This is a genomic window from Streptomyces caatingaensis (assembly GCF_001187435.1).
GTDB lineage: Bacteria > Actinomycetota > Actinomycetes > Streptomycetales > Streptomycetaceae > Streptomyces > Streptomyces caatingaensis.
Genome location: NZ_LFXA01000007.1, coordinates 50211 through 68722 on the forward strand (window position 1 = coordinate 50211; position 18512 = coordinate 68722).

17 protein-coding genes are annotated in these 18512 nt (G+C 75.6%); 14 read left to right on the forward strand and 3 right to left on the reverse strand.

Going from position 1 to position 18512, the window contains the following annotated elements; translation table 11 throughout:
* Window positions 1-50: 50 nt before the first annotated feature.
* Window positions 51-1229 carry a nucleotide disphospho-sugar-binding domain-containing protein gene (locus AC230_RS11370; RefSeq protein ID WP_049716017.1) on the reverse strand — a complete coding sequence of 393 codons (1179 nt, stop codon included), beginning with the start codon at window positions 1227-1229 and terminating at the stop codon, window positions 51-53.
* A gap of 436 nt (window positions 1230-1665) precedes the next feature.
* Here AC230_RS11370 and AC230_RS11375 point away from each other — a divergent pair, with 436 nt between their 5' ends.
* The 4 genes from AC230_RS11375 to AC230_RS11390 all read left to right on the forward strand — a co-directional run bounded on the left by AC230_RS11375 (window position 1666) and on the right by AC230_RS11390 (window position 6112).
* On the forward strand, window positions 1666-3285 hold the full coding sequence (locus AC230_RS11375; RefSeq protein ID WP_078871187.1) for an amino acid adenylation domain-containing protein: 1620 nt from the start codon (window positions 1666-1668) through the stop codon (window positions 3283-3285).
* Between the two features lie 89 nt (window positions 3286-3374).
* Window positions 3375-4421 (forward strand): ketoacyl-ACP synthase III family protein, encoded by a 1047-nt coding sequence (locus tag AC230_RS11380; RefSeq protein ID WP_049716019.1) that lies wholly within the window; start codon window positions 3375-3377, stop codon window positions 4419-4421.
* Window positions 4422-4451: 30 nt separating this feature from the next.
* The gene (locus tag AC230_RS11385; protein ID WP_049716020.1) at window positions 4452-4709 is read left to right on the forward strand and encodes a phosphopantetheine-binding protein; all 258 of its coding nucleotides are present in this window, start codon (window positions 4452-4454) and stop codon (window positions 4707-4709) included.
* Window positions 4706-6112 (forward strand): FAD-binding oxidoreductase, encoded by a 1407-nt coding sequence (locus tag AC230_RS11390; RefSeq protein ID WP_049716021.1) that lies wholly within the window; start codon window positions 4706-4708, stop codon window positions 6110-6112. The genes AC230_RS11385 and AC230_RS11390 overlap by 4 nt, the downstream gene beginning before the upstream one ends.
* On the opposite strand, the gene AC230_RS11395 is transcribed toward AC230_RS11390, so the two are convergent.
* Window positions 6098-7099, reverse strand: coding sequence for a helix-turn-helix transcriptional regulator (locus AC230_RS11395; protein WP_049716022.1), 1002 nt, complete (start codon window positions 7097-7099; stop codon window positions 6098-6100). The two genes, AC230_RS11390 and AC230_RS11395, sit on opposite strands and share 15 nt — an antisense overlap.
* A gap of 97 nt (window positions 7100-7196) precedes the next feature.
* Here AC230_RS11395 and AC230_RS11400 point away from each other — a divergent pair, with 97 nt between their 5' ends.
* Both AC230_RS11400 and AC230_RS11405 read left to right on the forward strand, forming a co-directional pair.
* Window positions 7197-8570, forward strand: coding sequence for an FAD-binding oxidoreductase (locus AC230_RS11400; RefSeq protein ID WP_049716023.1), 1374 nt, complete (start codon window positions 7197-7199; stop codon window positions 8568-8570).
* A gap of 83 nt (window positions 8571-8653) precedes the next feature.
* Window positions 8654-9112 (forward strand): hypothetical protein, encoded by a 459-nt coding sequence (locus AC230_RS11405; RefSeq protein WP_053161128.1) that lies wholly within the window; start codon window positions 8654-8656, stop codon window positions 9110-9112.
* A gap of 12 nt (window positions 9113-9124) precedes the next feature.
* On the opposite strand, the gene AC230_RS11410 is transcribed toward AC230_RS11405, so the two are convergent.
* Complete coding sequence (locus tag AC230_RS11410; RefSeq protein ID WP_049716024.1) at window positions 9125-9481, reverse strand: hypothetical protein; 357 nt, start codon at window positions 9479-9481, stop codon at window positions 9125-9127.
* A gap of 278 nt (window positions 9482-9759) precedes the next feature.
* Between AC230_RS11410 and AC230_RS11415 the strand changes: the two genes are divergently transcribed.
* The 8 genes from AC230_RS11415 to AC230_RS11450 are packed head-to-tail and all read left to right on the forward strand — an operon-like array spanning window position 9760 to window position 18509.
* On the forward strand, window positions 9760-10860 hold the full coding sequence (locus AC230_RS11415; RefSeq protein ID WP_049716025.1) for an acyl-CoA synthetase family protein: 1101 nt from the start codon (window positions 9760-9762) through the stop codon (window positions 10858-10860).
* Window positions 10860-12239 (forward strand): aldehyde dehydrogenase family protein, encoded by a 1380-nt coding sequence (locus AC230_RS11420; RefSeq protein ID WP_049716026.1) that lies wholly within the window; start codon window positions 10860-10862, stop codon window positions 12237-12239. The genes AC230_RS11415 and AC230_RS11420 overlap by 1 nt, the downstream gene beginning before the upstream one ends.
* A gap of 55 nt (window positions 12240-12294) precedes the next feature.
* Window positions 12295-12657: an acyl carrier protein gene (locus tag AC230_RS11425; protein ID WP_049716027.1), complete on the forward strand. Its 363-nt coding sequence runs from the start codon at window positions 12295-12297 to the stop codon at window positions 12655-12657.
* The gene (locus AC230_RS11430; RefSeq protein WP_049716028.1) at window positions 12651-15398 is read left to right on the forward strand and encodes a type I polyketide synthase; all 2748 of its coding nucleotides are present in this window, start codon (window positions 12651-12653) and stop codon (window positions 15396-15398) included. The genes AC230_RS11425 and AC230_RS11430 overlap by 7 nt, the downstream gene beginning before the upstream one ends.
* Before the next feature lie 48 nt (window positions 15399-15446).
* Window positions 15447-16229, forward strand: a complete 783-nt coding sequence (locus tag AC230_RS11435; RefSeq protein WP_049716029.1) for a thioesterase II family protein — start codon at window positions 15447-15449, stop codon at window positions 16227-16229.
* Complete coding sequence (locus AC230_RS11440; RefSeq protein ID WP_241833189.1) at window positions 16226-17272, forward strand: aldo/keto reductase; 1047 nt, start codon at window positions 16226-16228, stop codon at window positions 17270-17272. Before AC230_RS11435 ends, AC230_RS11440 begins: the two co-directional genes overlap by 4 nt.
* Entirely contained in the window at window positions 17269-17673 is a 405-nt protein-coding gene (locus tag AC230_RS11445; protein ID WP_049716031.1) for a lipocalin-like domain-containing protein, read from the forward strand. The genes AC230_RS11440 and AC230_RS11445 overlap by 4 nt, the downstream gene beginning before the upstream one ends.
* Window positions 17670-18509, forward strand: coding sequence for an SAM-dependent methyltransferase (locus AC230_RS11450; RefSeq protein ID WP_049716032.1), 840 nt, complete (start codon window positions 17670-17672; stop codon window positions 18507-18509). The genes AC230_RS11445 and AC230_RS11450 overlap by 4 nt, the downstream gene beginning before the upstream one ends.
* Window positions 18510-18512 lie beyond the last annotated feature (3 nt).

Sequence of the window (18512 nt, forward strand, 5' to 3'; positions counted from 1 at the left end):
TCAACGGGGTCTGCTCAACGGGGTCTGCTCAAGGGGCGGGGACGCGGTGTTCACGAGCGGTGCGCACGCGCCAGGGCGGCGAGCCGGCCGACCACGTCACCGGGGTCGGGCATGGCCGCGAGCTCCGCGGCGACGTCCGTGCCGACCGCCCGGAATCCCGGTTCGCGCACGACGCGCCGGAGCGCCTCGGCCGCCGTCGCGGCGGTGCACCGGGCCGGATCCACCGTCACGCCCGCACCGCGCTCCTCCATGACGCGGGCGTTGGTCAGGGCGTCCCCCTTGGTCGTCGGAACGATCACCTGGGGGATTCCCGCGGTGAGGGCGGAGAACATCGTACTCATGCCGCCGTGGTGGACGACGGCGGCACAGGTGGGGAGCACCGCCCCCAGCGGCAGGAAGGACGTCATGGGCCGGACGTGGCCGGGGAGTTCGCCCAGCAGCGTGGTGAGGTCGGAGCCGCCGGCGGTCACCACCACCTCGGCGTCCAGGACTTCGCTGCCCCGCACCACCGCGGAGAGCAGCTCCGCCTGGGAGTCGTTGTGGGCGGCGACGGAGCCCAGGGTCAGCAGGATCCGGGGCCGCGCGGGGGCCTTCAGGGCCCAAGGGGGCACTTCTCCGCCGCCGTTGTAGGTGCTCGGCCTGAGCGGCAGGACCGCGTACGGAACCTCATCCTCCGGTGCGGACGGGTTGATCTTCTCCAACGACTCGGGGGCCAGGACGAGTTCCGCGTCGGGGTGGCGGGGCGGCTCGGTGACGCCGGCCCCGGCGAGGACGGGCGGGACGCCGTCGGTGCCGAGCGGGAACAGCGGGTGCCGCAGGCCGATGCCGTGGACCACGGCCAGGCTCCCGGCCGCCCGGGCCGCGAGCAACCCGGCCGGGAGCATGGGGGGATACAGCACGACGTCGGCCCGCCAGTCCCGGGCGATGCGCGCCAGGCCGGGCAGCATCATCTCCCCGATCCTGCCGAACGCTCCGAAGACCCGCTCCATGACCTGCGCCACCGACAGCTCGTCACCGACGGCCGTGGTGGCCAGGCGGAGATAGGGCGCCGTGACGTCCTCGCCGGGCGCCGGGTCGCAGGCGGCCAGCCCGGCGCCGGTCGCGGCGCGCAGCGCGGGTCCGCCCGCCACGAAGAGGACCTCGTGACCGGCGAGCCGGGCGGCGTGGGCCAGCGGAACCAGGGGGACGGTGTGGGAGAAGCCGGGGGTGGTGGTGAACAGGAAGCGCATGGTCGGCCAGGTGCCTTTCGTCGTCCGGTCGGTGCCCGCTCGGTCCGGCCCGCCGCCGCCCGTCGGCTCCCAGCTTCGGTGATCTCCACGCGGCCGGGACGACATCTGTGCACGATCTGCCCAGAAGTTGACGTCAGGTTGACAAAGAACGCGTTCCCTCTGACGGAGCCTGACATCGCCCGGACGGTTCCCGCCTTGTCCGGGTGACCCCGACCGACAAGACTGAACGGCCACGACACCGTGCGCCCCTCGCACCGGCCCGCCCCTGACCTCCCGCTTCCGCCCCGGCCCGGCCTCGCGCGCCCGTCCCGCGCGCGGGCCCGGCGGGCGGGCCGCCGGCTGCACGCCCCCCGACTTCCCCCGGTACAGCCCCTGTTGAGCCCGGTACAGCCCCTGCTGAGACAGCCCCTCGGACGAAGTGGAACGCGAGAACACCATGCAGGACGCCCCTGACTTCCTCCACTCCGGTTTCCACGCCTCCGCGCGCCGCCACCCCGGCCGCCCCGCGCTCGAACTGGGCGGCCGGGTATGGACCTACGCGGAGCTGGACGAGACGGTCCGCCGCTGGTCCGCCGCCCTCCTCGCGGCGGCGGACCGGCCCTGGCGCATCGGCGTCCTCGGCCACCGCAGCCTCGTCACCTACGCGGGCTTCCTCGCGGGCCTCGGCGCGGGCGCGACCGTGGTCCCGCTCAACCGGAAGTACCCGGTGGCCCGCAACCTGGACATCGCCGAACGCGCCGAGCTGGACGCCGTCCTCGCCGACGACGCCTCCGTCCCCGGACTGTGCGACCTGCTGGCCCGCCTGGAGCGCACCCCCGCGGTCGTCCTGCCCGAGACCGGAGAGGTCCCCGCGGACCTGCCGCGGGAGGCCCGCGTCCTCACCCGCGCCGACGTCGCCGCCACCACCCCCCTGGCCGGCCCCCTCCACCCCGCCCCGGACGACCCCGCCTACATCATCTTCACCTCCGGCTCGACGGGCCGCCCCAAGGGTGTGCCCGTCGCCCACCGCAACATCGTCCACTTCCTGCGCTCCTGCGCCGAGCGCTACCGGGTGCGCCCGGAGGACCGCTTCGCCAACACCGCCGACCAGACCTTCGACCTGGCCGTCTTCGAGGTCTTCATGCCCTGGGGCGCCGGCGCCTGCCTCGTGCCGCCGGACACCGCCGGGCTGCTGTCGCCCCTCGACTTCATCCGCGACCAGCGGATCACCGTCTGGTTCTCCGTCCCCTCCGCGGCCGTGCTCCAGCACCGCAGGGGGCTGTTCACCCCGGGCTGCCTGCCGTCGCTGCGGCTGAGCCTGTTCGGCGGCGAGGCGCTCCCCGCCTCGGTCGCCGCGGCCTGGCAGGAGGCCGCCCCGGGATCGGCCGTCGACAATCTCTACGGCCCCACCGAGGCGGCCGTGGCCGCCCTCGCGCACCGCTGGGACCCGGCGCTCTCGCCCACGCGGTCGGTCAACGGGGTCGTCCCCATCGGCACACCCCTCCCCGGCATGGAGGCCGCCGTCCTCGACGAGAACGGCGCGCCCGTGCCGGACGGCGAGGCCGGCGAACTCTGCCTGCACGGGCCGCAGGTCTTCGCCGGCTACTGGCGCGCCCCCGAACCGACCGCGCGCGCCTTCCACTTCACGGCACCGCACGGCGGCGAACCGCGCCGCTGGTACCGCACCGGCGACCTCTGCCGCCGGACGGACCACGGCGAGTACGTCTTCCTCGGCCGCCTCGACAGCCAGGTGAAGATCCTCGGCCACCGCATCGAGACCGGCGAGGTGGAGGCCCACCTCCTGCGGCAGAAGGGCGTCGAGGAGGCCGTCGTCCTGGCCGTGCCCGGCGACGAGGAGGGCACCAGCGCCCTGGCCGCCGTGCTCTCCGGCGGGCGGCTCGGCCCGCTCGACGTGTACGCGGTCGAGGAGGGACTGCGGGACGCCCTGCCCCCCTACATGATCCCGATGACCTACCACCTCCTGGACGCCCTGCCGCTCAACGCCAACGGCAAGGTCGACCGCAGGGCCCTGCGCGAGCGGGTGGTCTCCGGCGAGCTGGAGCCCGTCCTCCTGTGACGTCCCCGCACCACCGCACCCCGCCCTCCGCACCACCGCACCCCGCCCGGCCGTCCGCCGGGCACCGGCCACCGTCGAAAGGGACAGCAGTGAAGACCGGCAGCATCCACCTCGCCGGGATCGGTTCGTACCTCCCGCCGACCGTCCCCGTCGCCCACGCGGTGCGTGACGGCCTGATCGACGCCGAGGCCGCCGAGGCGAGCGGCATCACCTCCGTCACCGTCGAAACCGCCCTGTCCGCAACGGACATGGCGGTACGGGCCGCCGAGGTCGCCGTCCGGCGCTCCGGCCACCGCCCGGAGGACTTCGCGGCCCTGCTGCACAGCGGCGCCCACTACCAGGGCCCCGACAGCTGGTCCGCACCGCACCACGTGCTCGACCGCACCCTGGGCCGCCCGGTCACCGCCCTCGAGGTACGGCAGGGCTGCCTGGCCATGCTGACCTCGCTGCGGCTGGCCGCCGCCCTGCTGACCGCCGAGGACGCCGGGGACGCGGTGCTCGTCACCGGGGGCGACAACTTCTCCACCCCCCGCGTCGACCGCTGGCGCGACTCCGAGCACGCCATGTACGCCGACAGCGGGGCGGCCCTGGTGGTCTCGCGGGTACGGGGCTTCGCGGAGGTCCTCTCCGTCGTCTCCCGGTCCGTGCCGGAGCTGGAGTCGATGCACCGGTACGGCGAACCGCTGCTGCCACCGGACCGGCCCGCCGAGCGCCCCCTGTACGTCGGGCCCCGGCTGCGGGCGTGGGCCGGACGGCCCGGCGCCGGCCCCCACGACATGATCGAGGCGGTGACCCGCTACGGGGAGCTCGTCGCGGAGACCGCCGCGCAGGGCCTGGCCGAGGCCGGCATCGACCGGGACGACCTCGCGAGGGTCGCCCATGTCGGCTTCCACGAGGACCCGTTGCACTCCCTGCTGCTCGACCCCGTCGGCATCCCGGCCAAGCTGGGGACCTGGGAGTTCATGAGGACCGTCGGTCACGCCAGCGTCAGCGACCCGGTCCTCGGCCTCGAACACCTGTGGACCACCGGGCAGGTGACCGAGGGCGACCACGTCCTGCTCCTCGGCGCCACCGAGGGCATGGAGGCCGGCTGCGCCGTCGTCCGGATCACCGCCTCCCACGACGCCGGCGCCTGACCCAGCACACCACACCAGAAGGGACCACCGATGAGCACGACGCCCGCCGACACCCCCGTCCCCACGGTCGAGGACGTCCGGGAGGCCGTCGCCGCGGCCCTCCGCCTCCCCGCCGAGGAGATAGCCGACGACACCGACCTCGCCGGACTCGGCCTGACCTCCCTCCAGATCATGCGGCTCAGCGGCCGCTGGCGGCGCGCCGGACTGCCGGTCGACTTCGCGACGCTCGCCACCGAGCCCACGGTCCTGGCCTGGGCCCGGCACCTCGCCGCCGCCCCGGCCGCATGACCGCGCGGCCCACCGCCGAGGACCGGACGGCGCCCGCCGGGGACCTGCCTGCGGCCGTGCGGGGCGAGGTCCTCACCCCCGGCGACGCCGGGTTCGACGCCGGCCGTGCCGGATTCCAGACGGCGGCCCGGCACCGGCCCGCCCTCCTGGTCCGCGCGGCCGGGCCGGACGACGTGGCGGCGGCCGTCGCCCACGCGGCCGCCCGGTCCCTGCCGATCGCCGTGCAGGCCACCGGGCATGGGCTGTCGGTGCCGGCCGACGGGGGCGTGCTGATCGACACGTCCGCGCTGCGCGGCGTCCGGGTGGACCCCGTGGCCCGCACGGCGCGGGTGGCGGCCGGCACCCCGTTCGCCGACGTCGTCGACGCCGCCGCGCGGTACGGGCTGGCCCCGCTGAACGGCTCCTCCCCGGGCGTGGGGGCCGTCGGCTACGCGCTCGGCGGCGGACTGCCGCTGCTGGGGCGGCGGTTCGGCCACGCGGCCGACCACGTACGGGCCGTCGAGCTGGTCACCCCCGACGGACGGCCCCGCCGGGTGACGGCCGACAGCGACCCCGAGCTGTTCCGGGGCCTGCGTGGCGCCGGCGCCAACTTCGGCGTGGTCACGGCCCTGGAGACCGGCCTCGTGCCCGTCACCCGCATCCACGGCGGTGAGCTGGTCTTCGACCTCGCCCGCACCCCGGACCTGATGGACGTCTACCGGCGCTGGACCCGCACCCTCCCCGAGGAGCTGACGTCCTCCGTCGCCCTGACCGTCCACCCGGACCTGCCGGCGCTGCCGCCCCGGCTGCGCGGCCGGCACCTGGCGCAGGTACGGATCGCCTGCACGGCCGAACCCGCCGTCGCCGAGGCGCTGGTGGCGCCGCTGCGCGCACTCGGCCCGCTGTCCGACGGCGTCGCCGAGATGCCGTACACCGAATGCGGCACCATCTATCACGACCCCCCGCGCCCGCACGCCTACCTGGGCGACAACGTCCTGGTGCGGGACTTCGACGGCGCCTGCGCCGAGGCCGCCACCCGGCTCGCCGGCCCCGCCTCCCCGGCGCCCTGCGTGCTCGAGGTGCGCCACCTCGGCGGCGCGCTGGCCCGCCCGCCCGCCGCGCCCGACGCGGTGGGGCACCGCGCGGCCGGCTACCTGGTGCGCGTCCTGACGCCGCTGGCGCTCGCCGACGAGCGGGATGCCGCGGACCTGCACCGGACCGTGCTGGACGTGTTCGCCCGCGAACGGCTGGGGCGCTGCCCGAACCTGGTGTACGGCGGGTGGACGCGGGACGCCGGGGAGGCGCCCGCCACCGACTTCTGGGAGCCCGCCGACCACCGCCGGCTGGCCGCTCTCAAGTCCCGGACCGATCCGGACAACCTGCTGCGGTTCAACCGCAACATCCTCCCGCTACGCGAGAGATGAACCCGTGGGCTCCGGCCGCGGATAGAGTTCCGCGAGCCGGGCCACGGCCAGTGCCATCTCCCGGACGGCCGCGGGCGGCGAGAGCACCTCGACGTCCGCCCCGAACTGGAGCAGTTGGCAGACGGCCCCGGTCACCGGGTAGACCAGCTCGGCCGTCCGCCACGCGCCCGGCTCGTCCGGCCCCTCCGGCGCGCCCCCGGCCGGGCCGCGGAAGCTCGGTCCGGTGATCCGCTGGAGCATGTCCAGGCGGTGCTGCCGCACCCGCACCACCACCCGGACGCCGCTGCCGCGGTCCTCCACGCCGCGCCGCAACTCCTCCCACACCTCGGCCAGTTCCACGCCGTCCCGGCGCCGCACCGGCTCGTCGGTGACCGTGAAGTCCGCGAGGCGGCCGACGCGGAAGAGCCGGGGCGCGCCCCGCTCGTCGGCGACGAGGTACCAGACGCCGGCCTTCGACGCCAGCCCGTACGGATCGACGAGGTAGCTGTCGAGCTGGGTGCGGCCGCTGTGCCGGTAGGCGATGCGCAGCCGCCGGTCGGCGACGACCGCGGCGTGCAGGGCCTCCAGGCCGGTCTCCGCGCGTGGCCCCGCCAGCCAGCGGTCGGGGTCGATGAGGACGCGGCGGCTGGCGAGTTCGGCCGCGGTGCGGTGCGGCGCGGGCAGCGCGGCCATCATCTTCCGCAGGGCGGAGGCCCGTGCCCGGTCGAGCCCCAGCGCGGAGTGGGCGCTGCGCGCCACCAGGACGAACAGGGCCCGGGCCTCGTCGGCGGTCAGGCCCGTCATGTCCGTGCGGAAGCCGGGGAGGAGGCGGATCCCCCCGAACTTGCCGCGCTCGGCGTAGACCGGGACGCCGGCCGCCGACAGCGCCTCCACGTCGCGGTAGATGGTGCGGACCGACACCTCCAGGAGCCCGGCGAGCTCACCGGCGGGTATCAAGTCCCTTTGCTGGAGCAGGAGCAGGATGGACAGCAGTCGGTCGAACTTCACTCCGCAAGTCTCTCCCATACATGTCGGCGGGTGTCAGGTTTCGGATCGCATGATCGTGCCGTCCGGACGAGAGGTTCCGGGGGAACGGAGAGAACGCGTGCTGCACGCCCACATCCAGACGCTGGCCGCCGAGGTGGAGGGACCGGTCCTGGTCCCCGGTGACGAGGGGTACGACGAGGAACGGACCGGGTTCAACCTCGCCGTCCGGCACCGGCCCGACGTGGTCGTCGGGGCCGCCGGCGCCGAGGACGTCCGGGCGGCGGTGCGTTTCGCGGCCCGGCACGGTCTGCCCGTCGCGGTGCAGGCCACGGGGCACGGCTACTCCGTCGTCGCCGACGGCGGACTGCTCGTCACCACCCGCCGGATGGACGGCGTCGACGTGGACCCCGTCGCCCGTACCGTGACCGTCGGGGCGGGCGCCCGGTTCGACGCGGTCGTCGCGGCGGCCGCCGAGCACGGGCTGGCCCCGCTCAACGGCTCGGCGCCGCACGTCGCCGCCGTGCCGTACGTCCTCGGCGGCGGAGTCGGCCTGCTGGTGCGGTCGTTCGGCTACGCCTGCGACCGGGTGCGGGCCATGGACGTGGTCACCGCGGACGGTTCGCTGCGTCACGTCACCCCCGAGCGGGAACCCGACCTCTACGGGGCGCTGCTGGGCGGCCGGGACAACTTCGGGATCGTCACCCGGCTGGAGATGGAACTCCTTCCCGTGGCGCGGCTGTACGGCGGAGGCCTCTACTTCGATGCCGAGGCCGCGCCCGGGCTGCTGGAGGCGTATGTGCGCTGGACCGCCTCCGTGCCCGAGGAGATGAACTCCTCGGTGGCGCTGATCCCCGTCCCGGACGACCCGGCGATGCCCGAGCCGCTGCGCGGACGGTACGTCCACCACCTGCGCGTCGCCTTCACCGGCGGCGCGGAGGAGGGCGAACGGCTGGTCGCGCCGCTGCGCGCGGCCGGCCCGGTGCTCGCGGGCGAGCTGGGGGAGATGCCCTACGCCGACAGCGCCGTCATCCACAACGACCCGCCGGTGCCGGTGCCGTTCCTGCGCGAGACCGCCGTCCTCGACCGGCTCGACGGCGAGGCGCTCGGCAGGATCCTGGAACTGGCCGGTCCCGGTGCGCCGGTGCCCTGCGTGGTGGAGCTGAGGCACCTCGGGGGCGCGGCGGCCCGCGGCGGCGCGCACCGCACGGCGGTGGGGCACCGGCGGGCCGAGTACCTGCTCTCCGCCCTGACCCTGCTGTTCGGGGTGACGGAGGAGGACACCCGCCCCGTGCTCAAGCGGCTTCTCGACGCGCTGGAGCCGTGGTCGGCCGGTGCCAGCCTCAACTTCCTCGGCCACGGCGAGAACGCGGCGGCCGGCCGGGTGCGCGACGCCTACGACGCGGAGGACTTCGCGCGGCTGTCCCGGCTCAAGGCGGTCCACGACCCGGGCAACCTCTTCCGCCTCAACTACAACATCCCGCCGGCCCGATGACCCCCGTCCCGGCGCGAGTTCCCCCGCCGCGCCGGGACGGGCCCGCCCTCTCCCACGGTGACGCACGACCACTGGAGTCATGGATGAACCACTCTTCTGCACCCTCCGTTCCCGGGGCGCGGACGGCCGCCGCGGGGCGGGCCGCCCCGCCCGGCGCCGTCGACCGCAGGCTGCGCCGGCTGCTCGTGCTGGACGCCGCCGGCATGGCCGCCGTCGGCGCCGGGTACCTGGTGGCCGCGGCGCCGCTGGGCCGGCTCTTCGGGCCCGGCACGGCGGTGGTCGCGGGGGCCGGCGCGGTCATGGTGGCGGGCGGCGCGGCGATCGCTGCCGCGGCCCGCGGGCGGCGGGTGTCCACCGCGGCGGCGCGCGCCGTCGTGGGCGGCGGCGCCCTCTGGGTCGCGCTCAGCCTGGCCGCACTGGCCTTCGGCTGGCTGGAGCTGACCACCACCGGACTGGTGTGGACGTGGCTGCAGATCGCGCCGGTGGCGCTCTTCGCCGCCCTGGAGACCGGGGCGCTGCGCGCCCGCAAGCGCGGGGCCTGAGCCCCGGGGCCGCTATGTCCCCGGCTGTTCCGGCGGCGGCTGGAGGGCCGGGCCGAGGCCGTCGAGGGAGGGCAGACCGTGGTCCCCCTCGACGGTCGCCTCGACGTCGAACCACTCCCGGAAGTCGAGCGGGTGGCCGATGATCTCGGCCGCGCTGCGCGGCAGCCGTGCGGCGCCGGCCGCCTCCGCGGACTCCCATATCAGCACGGCTCCCCAGCGGTTCTGCTCCGGGGACGAAATCCAGAATTTCAGCACCAGGCCGGGGATGTGGGACCAGGATTTCCCGGCCTCTTCCCGGATGAATGCACGCAGTGTCCCGGCGGTCTGCTGCGAGGCACCGAGATCCCACCAAGCGATCATTGCCTTCATCGCGCCAGTGTACGAATCCGGCGCCCCGGGGAAACCGTTTGCCCGGAATGTTGAGGACACCCGCGAACAACGGGTCTTTCCGGTGTGGAAGCCGGGCGGAAACTTTGCCGAACGCCCCGTGGCCGGCATTCCGTTTGTCCTTCCTCTGACGTGTCTGACGCTTCTCTGTACAAGGGGCGGGCAATTGAGTAGCGGCTACTCATGCGGGCCCCCGCCGCGCGTTGATCGAATTCGGGTACCGGCAGGTCCGCGCTGCCGGCCGAGACGAAGGAGAACGCGTGGTGCGCACGGAGCCGTCGATCCTGGACCTGCCCCATGACGCCCGCCCGGACCCCGACGAACTGGTCCGGGCCGCGATGGCATGGCATTTCGCCCCCGAGACCGGGTCCCCGTTCTGGCTGCGGCGCGCGGCGACCCTGGATTTCGACCCGCTCGCGGACGTCAAGGGCTACGACGACCTGACGCTCTTCCCCAACGTGGCCAACGAGTTGCGCGACGTGCCCGCCGCCGACCTCGTCCCCCGCGGCTACGGCCCCCGCCCCGACCTCGTCGGCGTCTTCGAGAGCGGCGGCACCACGGGCGCCCCCAAGCGGGTGGTCTGCCCGGCCGACTGGCTGGAGAAGCTGGTGGCCTGGAGCAACGCCAACCTCGACGTGCACGGCTTCCCGCGCGGGGCCGACTGGCTGGGCATCACCCCGTCCGGCCCGCACATCGTCGGGGAGATCTTCCGGCGCTCCGCGCTCACCCACGGCCGCCACGGCTTCACCGTGGACCTCGACCCGCGGTGGGTGAAGCGGCTCATCGCCGACGGCCGGGGAGCCCAGGCCGACGCCTACGCCGAGCACGTCGTCGACCAGGCCGCGCACATCCTGCGCACCCAGCCGGTCGGCGTGCTGACGGTGACGCCCCCGCTGCTGGAGCGCATCGCCCGGCGTGACGACCTGGTCGAGCTCGTCAACGAGAAGGTGCGCGCGATCCGTTGGGGCGGCACGCAGATGGACGCCGACACCGCCGAGCTCTACCGCACCGAGATCTTCCCCGGCACCACGCTCTACGGCCACTACGGAAGCACCATGATCCTCGGCATCGCCGGCCAGCGGTACGGCACCCCGGCGGGCGAACCCTGCGTCTTCGACACGTTCTCGCCCTACATCACCTTCCAGGTGGTGGACCCCAGGACCCGGCGGCCGGTCGCCTACGGCGAGCGCGGACAGGTCGTGATGCACCACGTCAGCAAGGCCCTCCTGCTGCCCAACAACCTCGAACGCGACACCGCGGTCCGCGTCCCCGCGCCCGAGGGCGCGGCGGGGGACTCGGCCGCGGGCATCGCCCCGGTCGAGCGCTTCGACGACGAGGTCGTCATCGAGGGGGTCTACTGATGGGCGCCGACGGGGCGGCGCCGCCCACGGTGGAGGTGCTGGGACCGTCCGGCCCGTACCGCACCCGCACGGAGCAGGAGATCACGGACGTCACCGGCGCCGTCATGGCCGGGATGAGCCAGGCCCCGAAGATCTACGTCGAGCGGGCCATGAGGGCGCTGCACGCCGCCCGCCCGCTCCCGGACGCGGAGCGGGCGGCGGCGCTCTCCCGGGCCGCCGGGCTGTTCCGCTCCGCCACCCTGGGCGGCCTGACGGCACAGCAGTACGAACGGGCCGTCACCCGCGTCTCCGGACTCCCCCTGGGCGTCGTGCGCACGGCCACCCGCACCTGTGCGGAACGCGTCGCCGCGGCCTACCGCAGTGTCCAGGAGGCCCGCCCCCGCGGCGCCGTGTCCGACTGGCGCGACCCCCTCGTCCGCACCGGACAGGCGCTCTGGAGCCGGCGCGGCGAGGTGCTGGCCGTCCATGTACCAGGCAACCACCCCGGGACGCACGGCTTCTGGCCCGAGGCGCTGGCCCTGGGCTACCGCGTCGCCGTCCGCCCCTCGCGCCGCGAGCCCTTCACCGCCCACCGGCTCGTCCTCGCCCTGCGCGCGGCGGGCTTCCCCGACGACCATGTGGTGCTGCTGCCCTGCGGCCACGACGCCGCCGACGCCGTGGTGCGCGGCGCCGACCTGGCCTACGGCGGCGACGAGGTCATCCGCCGCTACGCCGACGACCCCGGGGTGCTCTCCTTGCGGCCCGGCCGCTCCAAGATCCTGCTGACGGCCGGGGCGGACTGGCGGGACCACGTCGACCTGGTCGTCGACTCGGCCGTCCGGCACGCCGGGACGGGCTGCGTCAACGTCACCGGCGTCCTCGTCGAGGGCGATCCCGCGCCGCTGGCGGGGGCCGTCGCCGAGCGGCTGGCCGCCCTGCCCAGCCTGCCGCCCCTGGACGAGAAGGCGTGCCTGCCCGTCCAGAGCGTCAAGTCCGCCCGGGCGCTGGAGCGTTACGTGCTCGACCGCGCCCGGGGCACCCGGGCCTGGCTCGGTGGCACCGGCTTCGTCGACGAACTCGGCGACGGCAGCGCGGTCCTGCGCCCGGCGGTCCACCAGCTCGCCTCCGCCGACGCCCCGCAGCTGGGCGCCGAAGTGCCGTTCCCCTGCGTCTGGATCGCCCCCTGGAGCCGCGCGGACGGTGTCGCCCCGCTGCGCGACACCCTGGTGCTGACGGCCGTGACCGAGGACGAGGAGCTCGTCGACGCCCTCGTCGCGGAGCCGACGATCAGCAACCTGTACCTGGGCGGCAGGGCCACCCACTGGCACCGCGCGGGCCTTCCGCACGACGGCTACCTCGGCGAGTTCCTCATGCGCAGCAAGACGACGGTGCGCGCCTGAGGCGGCTCCGGAGCCCGGTTGTCCGCAACAACGCCTGTCAAAGAATGGAGGTCGCATGGACCCGCGTGCGGGCGATGCCCGGGAGGGCGCGACGGACCTGGTCCGGACGGTGTCCGAGCTCTGGTGCGAGGTGCTCGGACTCCCCTCGGTGAACCCCTCGGACAACTTCTTCGACCTGGGCGGCCACTCGCTGCTGCTGCACACCGTGCGCGACGGGCTCCACCGCCGGCTCGGCCGCGACGTCCCCCTGGTCGACCTCTTCCAGCACCCCACGGTCCGCTCCCTGGCCGCCCACCTCGCCGCCGCCGCGTCCGGCGGCCCGGCGGACACCGGCGGGGGGCGGCTGGCCCGGCTGGAGGCCCGGCGCACGGGCCGCCGCGTCGGCGGCCGCGACCACGAGGAGACGGAGGAATGGTGACCGCCCGAGACACCGCCCCGCCCCGCCCCGGCGCGGCCGCCGACGGGCCCGGACGGGCCGTGGCCGTGATCGGCATGGCCTGCCGCTTCCCCGGCGCCGACGGCCCCGACGCGTTCTGGCGCAACCTCGCCGACGGCGTCGAGTCCGTGACCCGGTTCCCCCCGGAACCGGTCCCCGGCGCACGCGCCGACGGCGCCACCGCGACCTACACGCCCGCCCGGGGACTCCTGGACCGGCCCGAGTGGTTCGACGCCGGCTTCTTCGGCTGCTCGCCGCGCGAGGCACGGCTGTTGAGCCCCCAGCACCGGCTCTTCCTCGAATGCGCCGCCGAGGCGCTGGAGGACGCCGGCCAGGACCCGGCACGCCCCACGGACGTCTTCGGCGTCTACGGCGGCGGCACCACCACCGACTACGCGCGCATCCTCCACGAACGCCGCGCCGAACTGCCGTCCGTCACCGACCTGGACATCCTCCTCGGCACCGCGCCCGACTACCTGGTCTCCCGCACCGCCTACAAACTCGGCCTCACCGGGCCCGCCGTGACCGTCCAGACCGCCTGCTCCACCGCGCTGGTCGCCGTCCACCTCGCCGTCCAGGGGCTGCTCGCCGGCGACTGCGACGTCGCCCTGGCCGGCGCCGCCGCCGTCCACGTCCCGGACAAGAAGAGCCAGTTCACCCACGGTGGCATCCTCTCCGCCCGCGGGCAGTGCCGCGCCTTCGACGCCTCGGCCGACGGAACCGTCGGCGGCGACGGCGTCGGCATCGTCGTCCTCAAACGGCTCGCCGACGCCGAGGCGGACGGCGACCACGTCCTCGCCGTCCTGCGCGGCACCGCCGTCAACAACGACGGCGGCGCCCGCGTCGGCTACACCGCGCCCGGCACCGACGGACAGGCCGCCGTGGTCCGCGAGGCGCAGCTCGTCGCCGGCGTCGACGCCGGAACCATCGGCTACGTCGAGGCGCACGGCACCGCCACCCCCCTCGGCGACCCCATCGAACTCACCGCGCTCACCCGGGCGTTCCGCCAGGACACCGACCGCACCGGCTTCTGCTGGATCGGCTCGGTGAAGACCAACATCGGGCACACCGACGCGGCCGCCGGGGCCGCCGGGCTCATCAAGGCGGTGCTCGCCCTGCGGCACCGCCGCATCCCGCCCAGCCTCCACTTCACCGAGCCGAACCCGCAGTTCGACTTCGCCGCCAGCCCCTTCCGGGTCGCCACCCGGCTCGTCCCGTGGGAGGCGCCGGACGGACCGCGGCGCGCGGCGGTCAGCGCGTTCGGCATCGGCGGAACCAACGCCCACGCCGTCCTGGAGGAGGCCCCGCCGCGTCCGCCGTCCCCCCGGCCCGCGGCCCCGGAACAGCTCCTGGTGCTCTCCGCCGCGTCGCCCCGGGCCCTGGACGCCGCCGTGCACCGGCTCGCGGACCGGCTCGCGTCGGCCGCACCGGACACCGAACTCGCCGACGTCGCCTGGACGTTGCAGACCGGGCGCCGTGAGCACCCGTACCGTGCCGTCGCCGTCGCGCGCGGCGCCGCCGACGCCGTCCGGGTGCTCACCGGCCCCGCCGGCGGCCGTCCGGCGGTCCCCGCCGCGCCCGCCGTGGAGGGCCGTCCCACCGCCTTCCTCTTCTCCGGTGCCCCCGGGCGGCGGCCCGATCCCGCCCGGTGCGCGGCCGAACCCGCCTACCGGCAGGCCGTCGAGGAGTGCTGCGCGGCCGCGGGCCTGTCCGCCGCCGACCGCGACGCGGTGCTGCACGGCCGCCCGGCGGCCGGCTCCGGCCCGGTGGCGGTGGCCGCCTTCGCCCGGGAGTACGCCACCGCCATGACCTGGATCCGGTGGGGCGTCAGGCCGGACGCGGTGCTCTGCTCGGGACCGGGGACACCCGCCGCCATGGCCGTCGCCAAGGTCCTGCCCCTGGCCGACGCGCTGCGCCTGGCCCTCGGCCACGCCCGCGCCGGGGAGACGGCCGGCGACGACCCGGCGGCCTGGGCCGCCCTGGTGGCCCGCACCGCCCTGCGCCCGCCCAGAGTCCCGGTGTTCTCCCCGGCGTCGGGCCGCCGGCTCACCGCCGAGGAGGCCGCCGACCCCGGACAGTGGGCCCGCGCAGCGGCCCGGCCGGACCCCGCCCTCGTCCGCCGCGCCCTGGCGGAGCTGCTCGCCGACCCGCACCGCGTCCTCCTGGAGGTCTCGCCGGACCGCGCGCTGCTCGCCGCGGCCCGGACGCTGCCGCAGGAGCCCGCCGCCGGCCACCTGCTGCTCCCGGAGGGCGACGGGGACGGCGAGGACGACGGCGGGCAGGGCCACGCCGCGGCGCTCGCCGTGCTCGGCCGGCTCTGGGCCGGCGGCGCGGCCGTGCGCTGGAAGCACGTCCACGGCGGCGAGCGGCGTTCGCTGACACCCCTGCCCACCTACCCCTTCCAGCGCGAACGTTTCCTCGTGGAACCCGCCGCACCCGCCGCTCCCGCCGCCACGGAACCCACCGGGCCGGCGGAGGAGGCGCCGCACGCCCGCAAGGACGTCCTGACCACCCTCCTCCGTCTCTACGCCGAACTCCTCGGCCTGCCCGACGTCGGACCGGACGACGACTTCTTCGACCTCGGCGGGGACTCCCTCGTCGCCGCGCGGCTCGCCGAACGCGTCCGCGAGCTCTACCCCGTGGACATCGACGGCCTCACCGTCTACGAGGCCGGCGCGCCCGCCGAACTCGCCGCGGCCGTCGAGGAACTGATGGCCGTCTGACGGCCCGCCCGCCCCCGCCCCACCGGACCCCCGACCTCCGAGGAAGCCATGCCCTCAAGAACAGGCCCGCCGCGCCGGCTGGCCAGCCGCCGCGAACGCCCCGAGGCCGCGCTCGACCTGTACGTCTTCCCGCACGCGGGCGGTTCGGCCGGCGAGTACCTGATGTGGTCCGACCACCTGCCCGACCTCCAGGTCCGGGGCGTCCAGTACGCCGGCCGGGCGTCGCGCCGCGCCGAGCCCGCCCACACCGACGTCGCGGCACTGGTCGACGACCTGGCCGGCCACCTCCCCCTCGACCGCCCGGCCGTCTTCCTCGGGCACAGCTTCGGCGCCCTCGTGGCCTACGAGACGGCCCGCGCCCTGCGCGCGCTGGGCCGCCCGGAGCCGCGCCACCTGCTGCTGTCCTCCTTCCGGCCGCCGCACACCGTCACGGCGGCCCGGCACGGCGGACCGCTGCACCTCCTGAACGACGAGGAGCTGGCCACGGCCGCCGAACGCCTCTGGGGCCGGCTCCCGGACCAGGTGCGGACCGACCCCGGAGTGCGTGCGCTGGCCCTCGCCCCGCTCCGCGCCGACCTCACCGCCCTGGAGACGTACCGGTACGTCCCCGGGCCGCCGCTCGACGTACCGGCCACCCTCGTCCGGGGCGCCGCCGAGGCGCTGGACCTCGACGGGTGGACCGGGCACCTCGCCCACATCACGGGCCGGCACACCCTTCCCGGCGGCCACTTCCACTTCCGCGGCGACCCCGCGCCCCTGCTGGACCTGATCCGGGACGTGACCCGCCGGACCGCACCACGGACGGGAGCCACCGCACGATGCGCCACATGACCTTCGGCCGGCGCTGCGGACTGAGGGTCTCCGCCTACGCGCTGGGCACCGTCAACTTCGGCACCGGCTGGGGCGGCGGCACCGAACGGGCCGAGGCCCGGCGGATCCTGGACCGCTTCGCCGATGCCGGCGGCACCCTCCTCGACACCGCCGACTGCTACCACGACGGGGAAGCCGAGACCTTCCTCGGCGCGTTCCTCGCCGGCCGCCGCGACCGCTTCACCCTGGCCACCAAGTTCTCCTTCGGCTGGGGGAAGGAGTCCTCCGGCGTCCTCACCACCGGCAACGCCCGCGGCAACATGATCCGTTCGCTGGAGGGCAGCCTCCGCCGGCTCGGCACCGACCACGTCGACCTGTACTGGGTGCACTTCCCCGACACCGTCACCCCCGTCGAGGAGGTCGTGGCGGGCCTCGACGACCTGGTGCGCGCCGGGAAGATCCGCTACGCAGGGCTGTCCAACTTCGCCGCCTGGCAGGTCTCCCGCGCCGTCACCCTGGCCGAGGTCCACGGCCGCGCCCCGGTGGCCGGCATCCAGACCGAGTACAGCCTCGTGGAGCGCACCGCCGACCGCGAACTGCTGCCCATGGCCGAGGAACTGGGCCTCGGGGTGGCCCAATGGGGGCCGCTGGGCGGGGGGCTGCTGACCGGCAAGTACCGTCAGGGCTCCGCGGGCCGGCTCACCGACTGGAACGGCCGCGTGATGCGCCACGAGTCCGACGCCCACCGCACGGCCGTCCTCGACGAGGTCCTCGCCGTCGCCCGGGAGACCGGCGCCCCGCCCGCACAGGTCGCCGTGGCCTGGCTCAACTCCCGGGCCCGCACGGCCGGCACGGCCCACGTCCCCGTCATCGGCCCGCGCACCGTCGAGCAGCTCGACGGCTACCTCGCCGCCCTCGACCTGACCCTCGACGCCGCGCACCTCCGGCGCCTCGACGAGGTCAGCGCCGTCCCCCTGGGCTCACCGCACGATCTCGTGCGCGGGGCCCGCGACAACCTGCTGGGCGGCGACGCCGCCCGCTTCGAAGGAGCCCGACGCGCGTGAACGAACTGGCCGGAGTGTGGACGCTGGTGTCCTTCCACACCCTCGACGAGCAGGGCGGCGTCCGCCCCGGACCCCTCGGCGACCACCCCGCCGGGCTGCTCTTCTACAGCGAGGACGGCCACGTCGCCGTCCACATGATGCCCGCCGGCGGGCCGCCCGACTACCTCAGTTACGCCGGCACGTGGCGGCGCGAGGGCGACCGCGTCGTGCACACCCTCACCGTCGCCGCCCGGGCCGAATGGCTCGGCACCGAACAGACCCGCTCACTGACCCTGGACGGCGACCTCCTCACCCTCACCGGCAGCTCGCTCTCGACCACCGACCGGCGCGTCCTGGTCTGGCGACGGCTCACCGGCACCGCGCCCCTCGTCCCCGACCCCCGCACAGGAGAACCGGCATGAACGACACGGCACACACGACGGACCGCCCCGCCTGGACGCCCGGGGACATCGACCCCGACCGGCCCAGCGTGGCGCGGATGTACGACTACTACGTGGGCGGCGAGCACAACCTGGACTCCGACCGGCGGACCGCGCGCACCGCGCTCGACGCGCTGCCCGGCCTCGACATCGCCATCCGCGCCAACCGGGCGTTCCTGCGCCGCGCCGTGCGCACCGTCGCCGAGAGCGGCATCACCCAGTTCCTGGACATCGGCTCCGGCATCCCCACCGCGGACGGCGGCAACGTCCACGACGTGGCCCGTCGCGTCCACCCCGGCGCCCGCGTCGTCTACGTCGACCACGACCCGGTGGCCGTCGCCCGCGGCCGCGAGCTGCTCGCCGGCGACCCCGACGCCACCGCCGTCGCCGGGGACTTCCTCCGGCCGCGGGACATCCTGGGCCACCCGGAGGTGCGCGCGCACATCGACTTCGACCGCCCCGTGGGGCTGCTCCTCGTCGCCGTCCTCCACTTCATCGAGGACGACGACGACCCCTGGGAGAAGGTCGCCCTGCTGCGCGACGCCCTCGCCCCGGGCAGCCACCTGATCCTCTCCCACGCCTATGTCGAGGCCACCCCCGAGGCCGGCCCGTCGAGCGGACAACTCCAGGACGTCTACCGGGCGTTCGGGGCCCGGCTGCAGAACCGCGGGCCCGCCGCGACCGGACGGTTCTTCGAGGGCTTCCGGCTGCTGGAGCCCGGCCTGACCGGCATGGCCGACTGGCGCCCCGACGCCGACGCCGGGAACGGGCACCCGATGACCCGCTCGGGCGTCGTCGGCGTGGCCGTCAAGGACTGACGG

Excerpts from the sequence above, each read along its gene's own strand:
- AC230_RS11385 (WP_049716020.1), top strand. The coding sequence starts at position 4,452 with ATGAGCACGACGCCCGCCGACACCCCCGTCCCCACGGTCGAGGACGTC.
- AC230_RS11420 (WP_049716026.1), top strand. The coding sequence starts at position 10,860 with ATGGGCGCCGACGGGGCGGCGCCGCCCACGGTGGAGGTGCTGGGACCG.
- AC230_RS11390 (WP_049716021.1), top strand. The coding sequence starts at position 4,706 with ATGACCGCGCGGCCCACCGCCGAGGACCGGACGGCGCCCGCCGGGGAC.
- AC230_RS11375 (WP_078871187.1), top strand. The coding sequence starts at position 1,666 with ATGCAGGACGCCCCTGACTTCCTCCACTCCGGTTTCCACGCCTCCGCG.
- AC230_RS11410 (WP_049716024.1), bottom strand. The coding sequence starts at position 9,481 with ATGAAGGCAATGATCGCTTGGTGGGATCTCGGTGCCTCGCAGCAGACC.
- AC230_RS11370 (WP_049716017.1), bottom strand. The coding sequence starts at position 1,229 with ATGCGCTTCCTGTTCACCACCACCCCCGGCTTCTCCCACACCGTCCCC.
- AC230_RS11405 (WP_053161128.1), top strand. The coding sequence starts at position 8,654 with ATGAACCACTCTTCTGCACCCTCCGTTCCCGGGGCGCGGACGGCCGCC.
- AC230_RS11435 (WP_049716029.1), top strand. The coding sequence starts at position 15,447 with ATGCCCTCAAGAACAGGCCCGCCGCGCCGGCTGGCCAGCCGCCGCGAA.
- AC230_RS11440 (WP_241833189.1), top strand. The coding sequence starts at position 16,226 with ATGACCTTCGGCCGGCGCTGCGGACTGAGGGTCTCCGCCTACGCGCTG.
- AC230_RS11450 (WP_049716032.1), top strand. The coding sequence starts at position 17,670 with ATGAACGACACGGCACACACGACGGACCGCCCCGCCTGGACGCCCGGG.
- AC230_RS11430 (WP_049716028.1), top strand. The coding sequence starts at position 12,651 with ATGGTGACCGCCCGAGACACCGCCCCGCCCCGCCCCGGCGCGGCCGCC.
- AC230_RS11425 (WP_049716027.1), top strand. The coding sequence starts at position 12,295 with ATGGACCCGCGTGCGGGCGATGCCCGGGAGGGCGCGACGGACCTGGTC.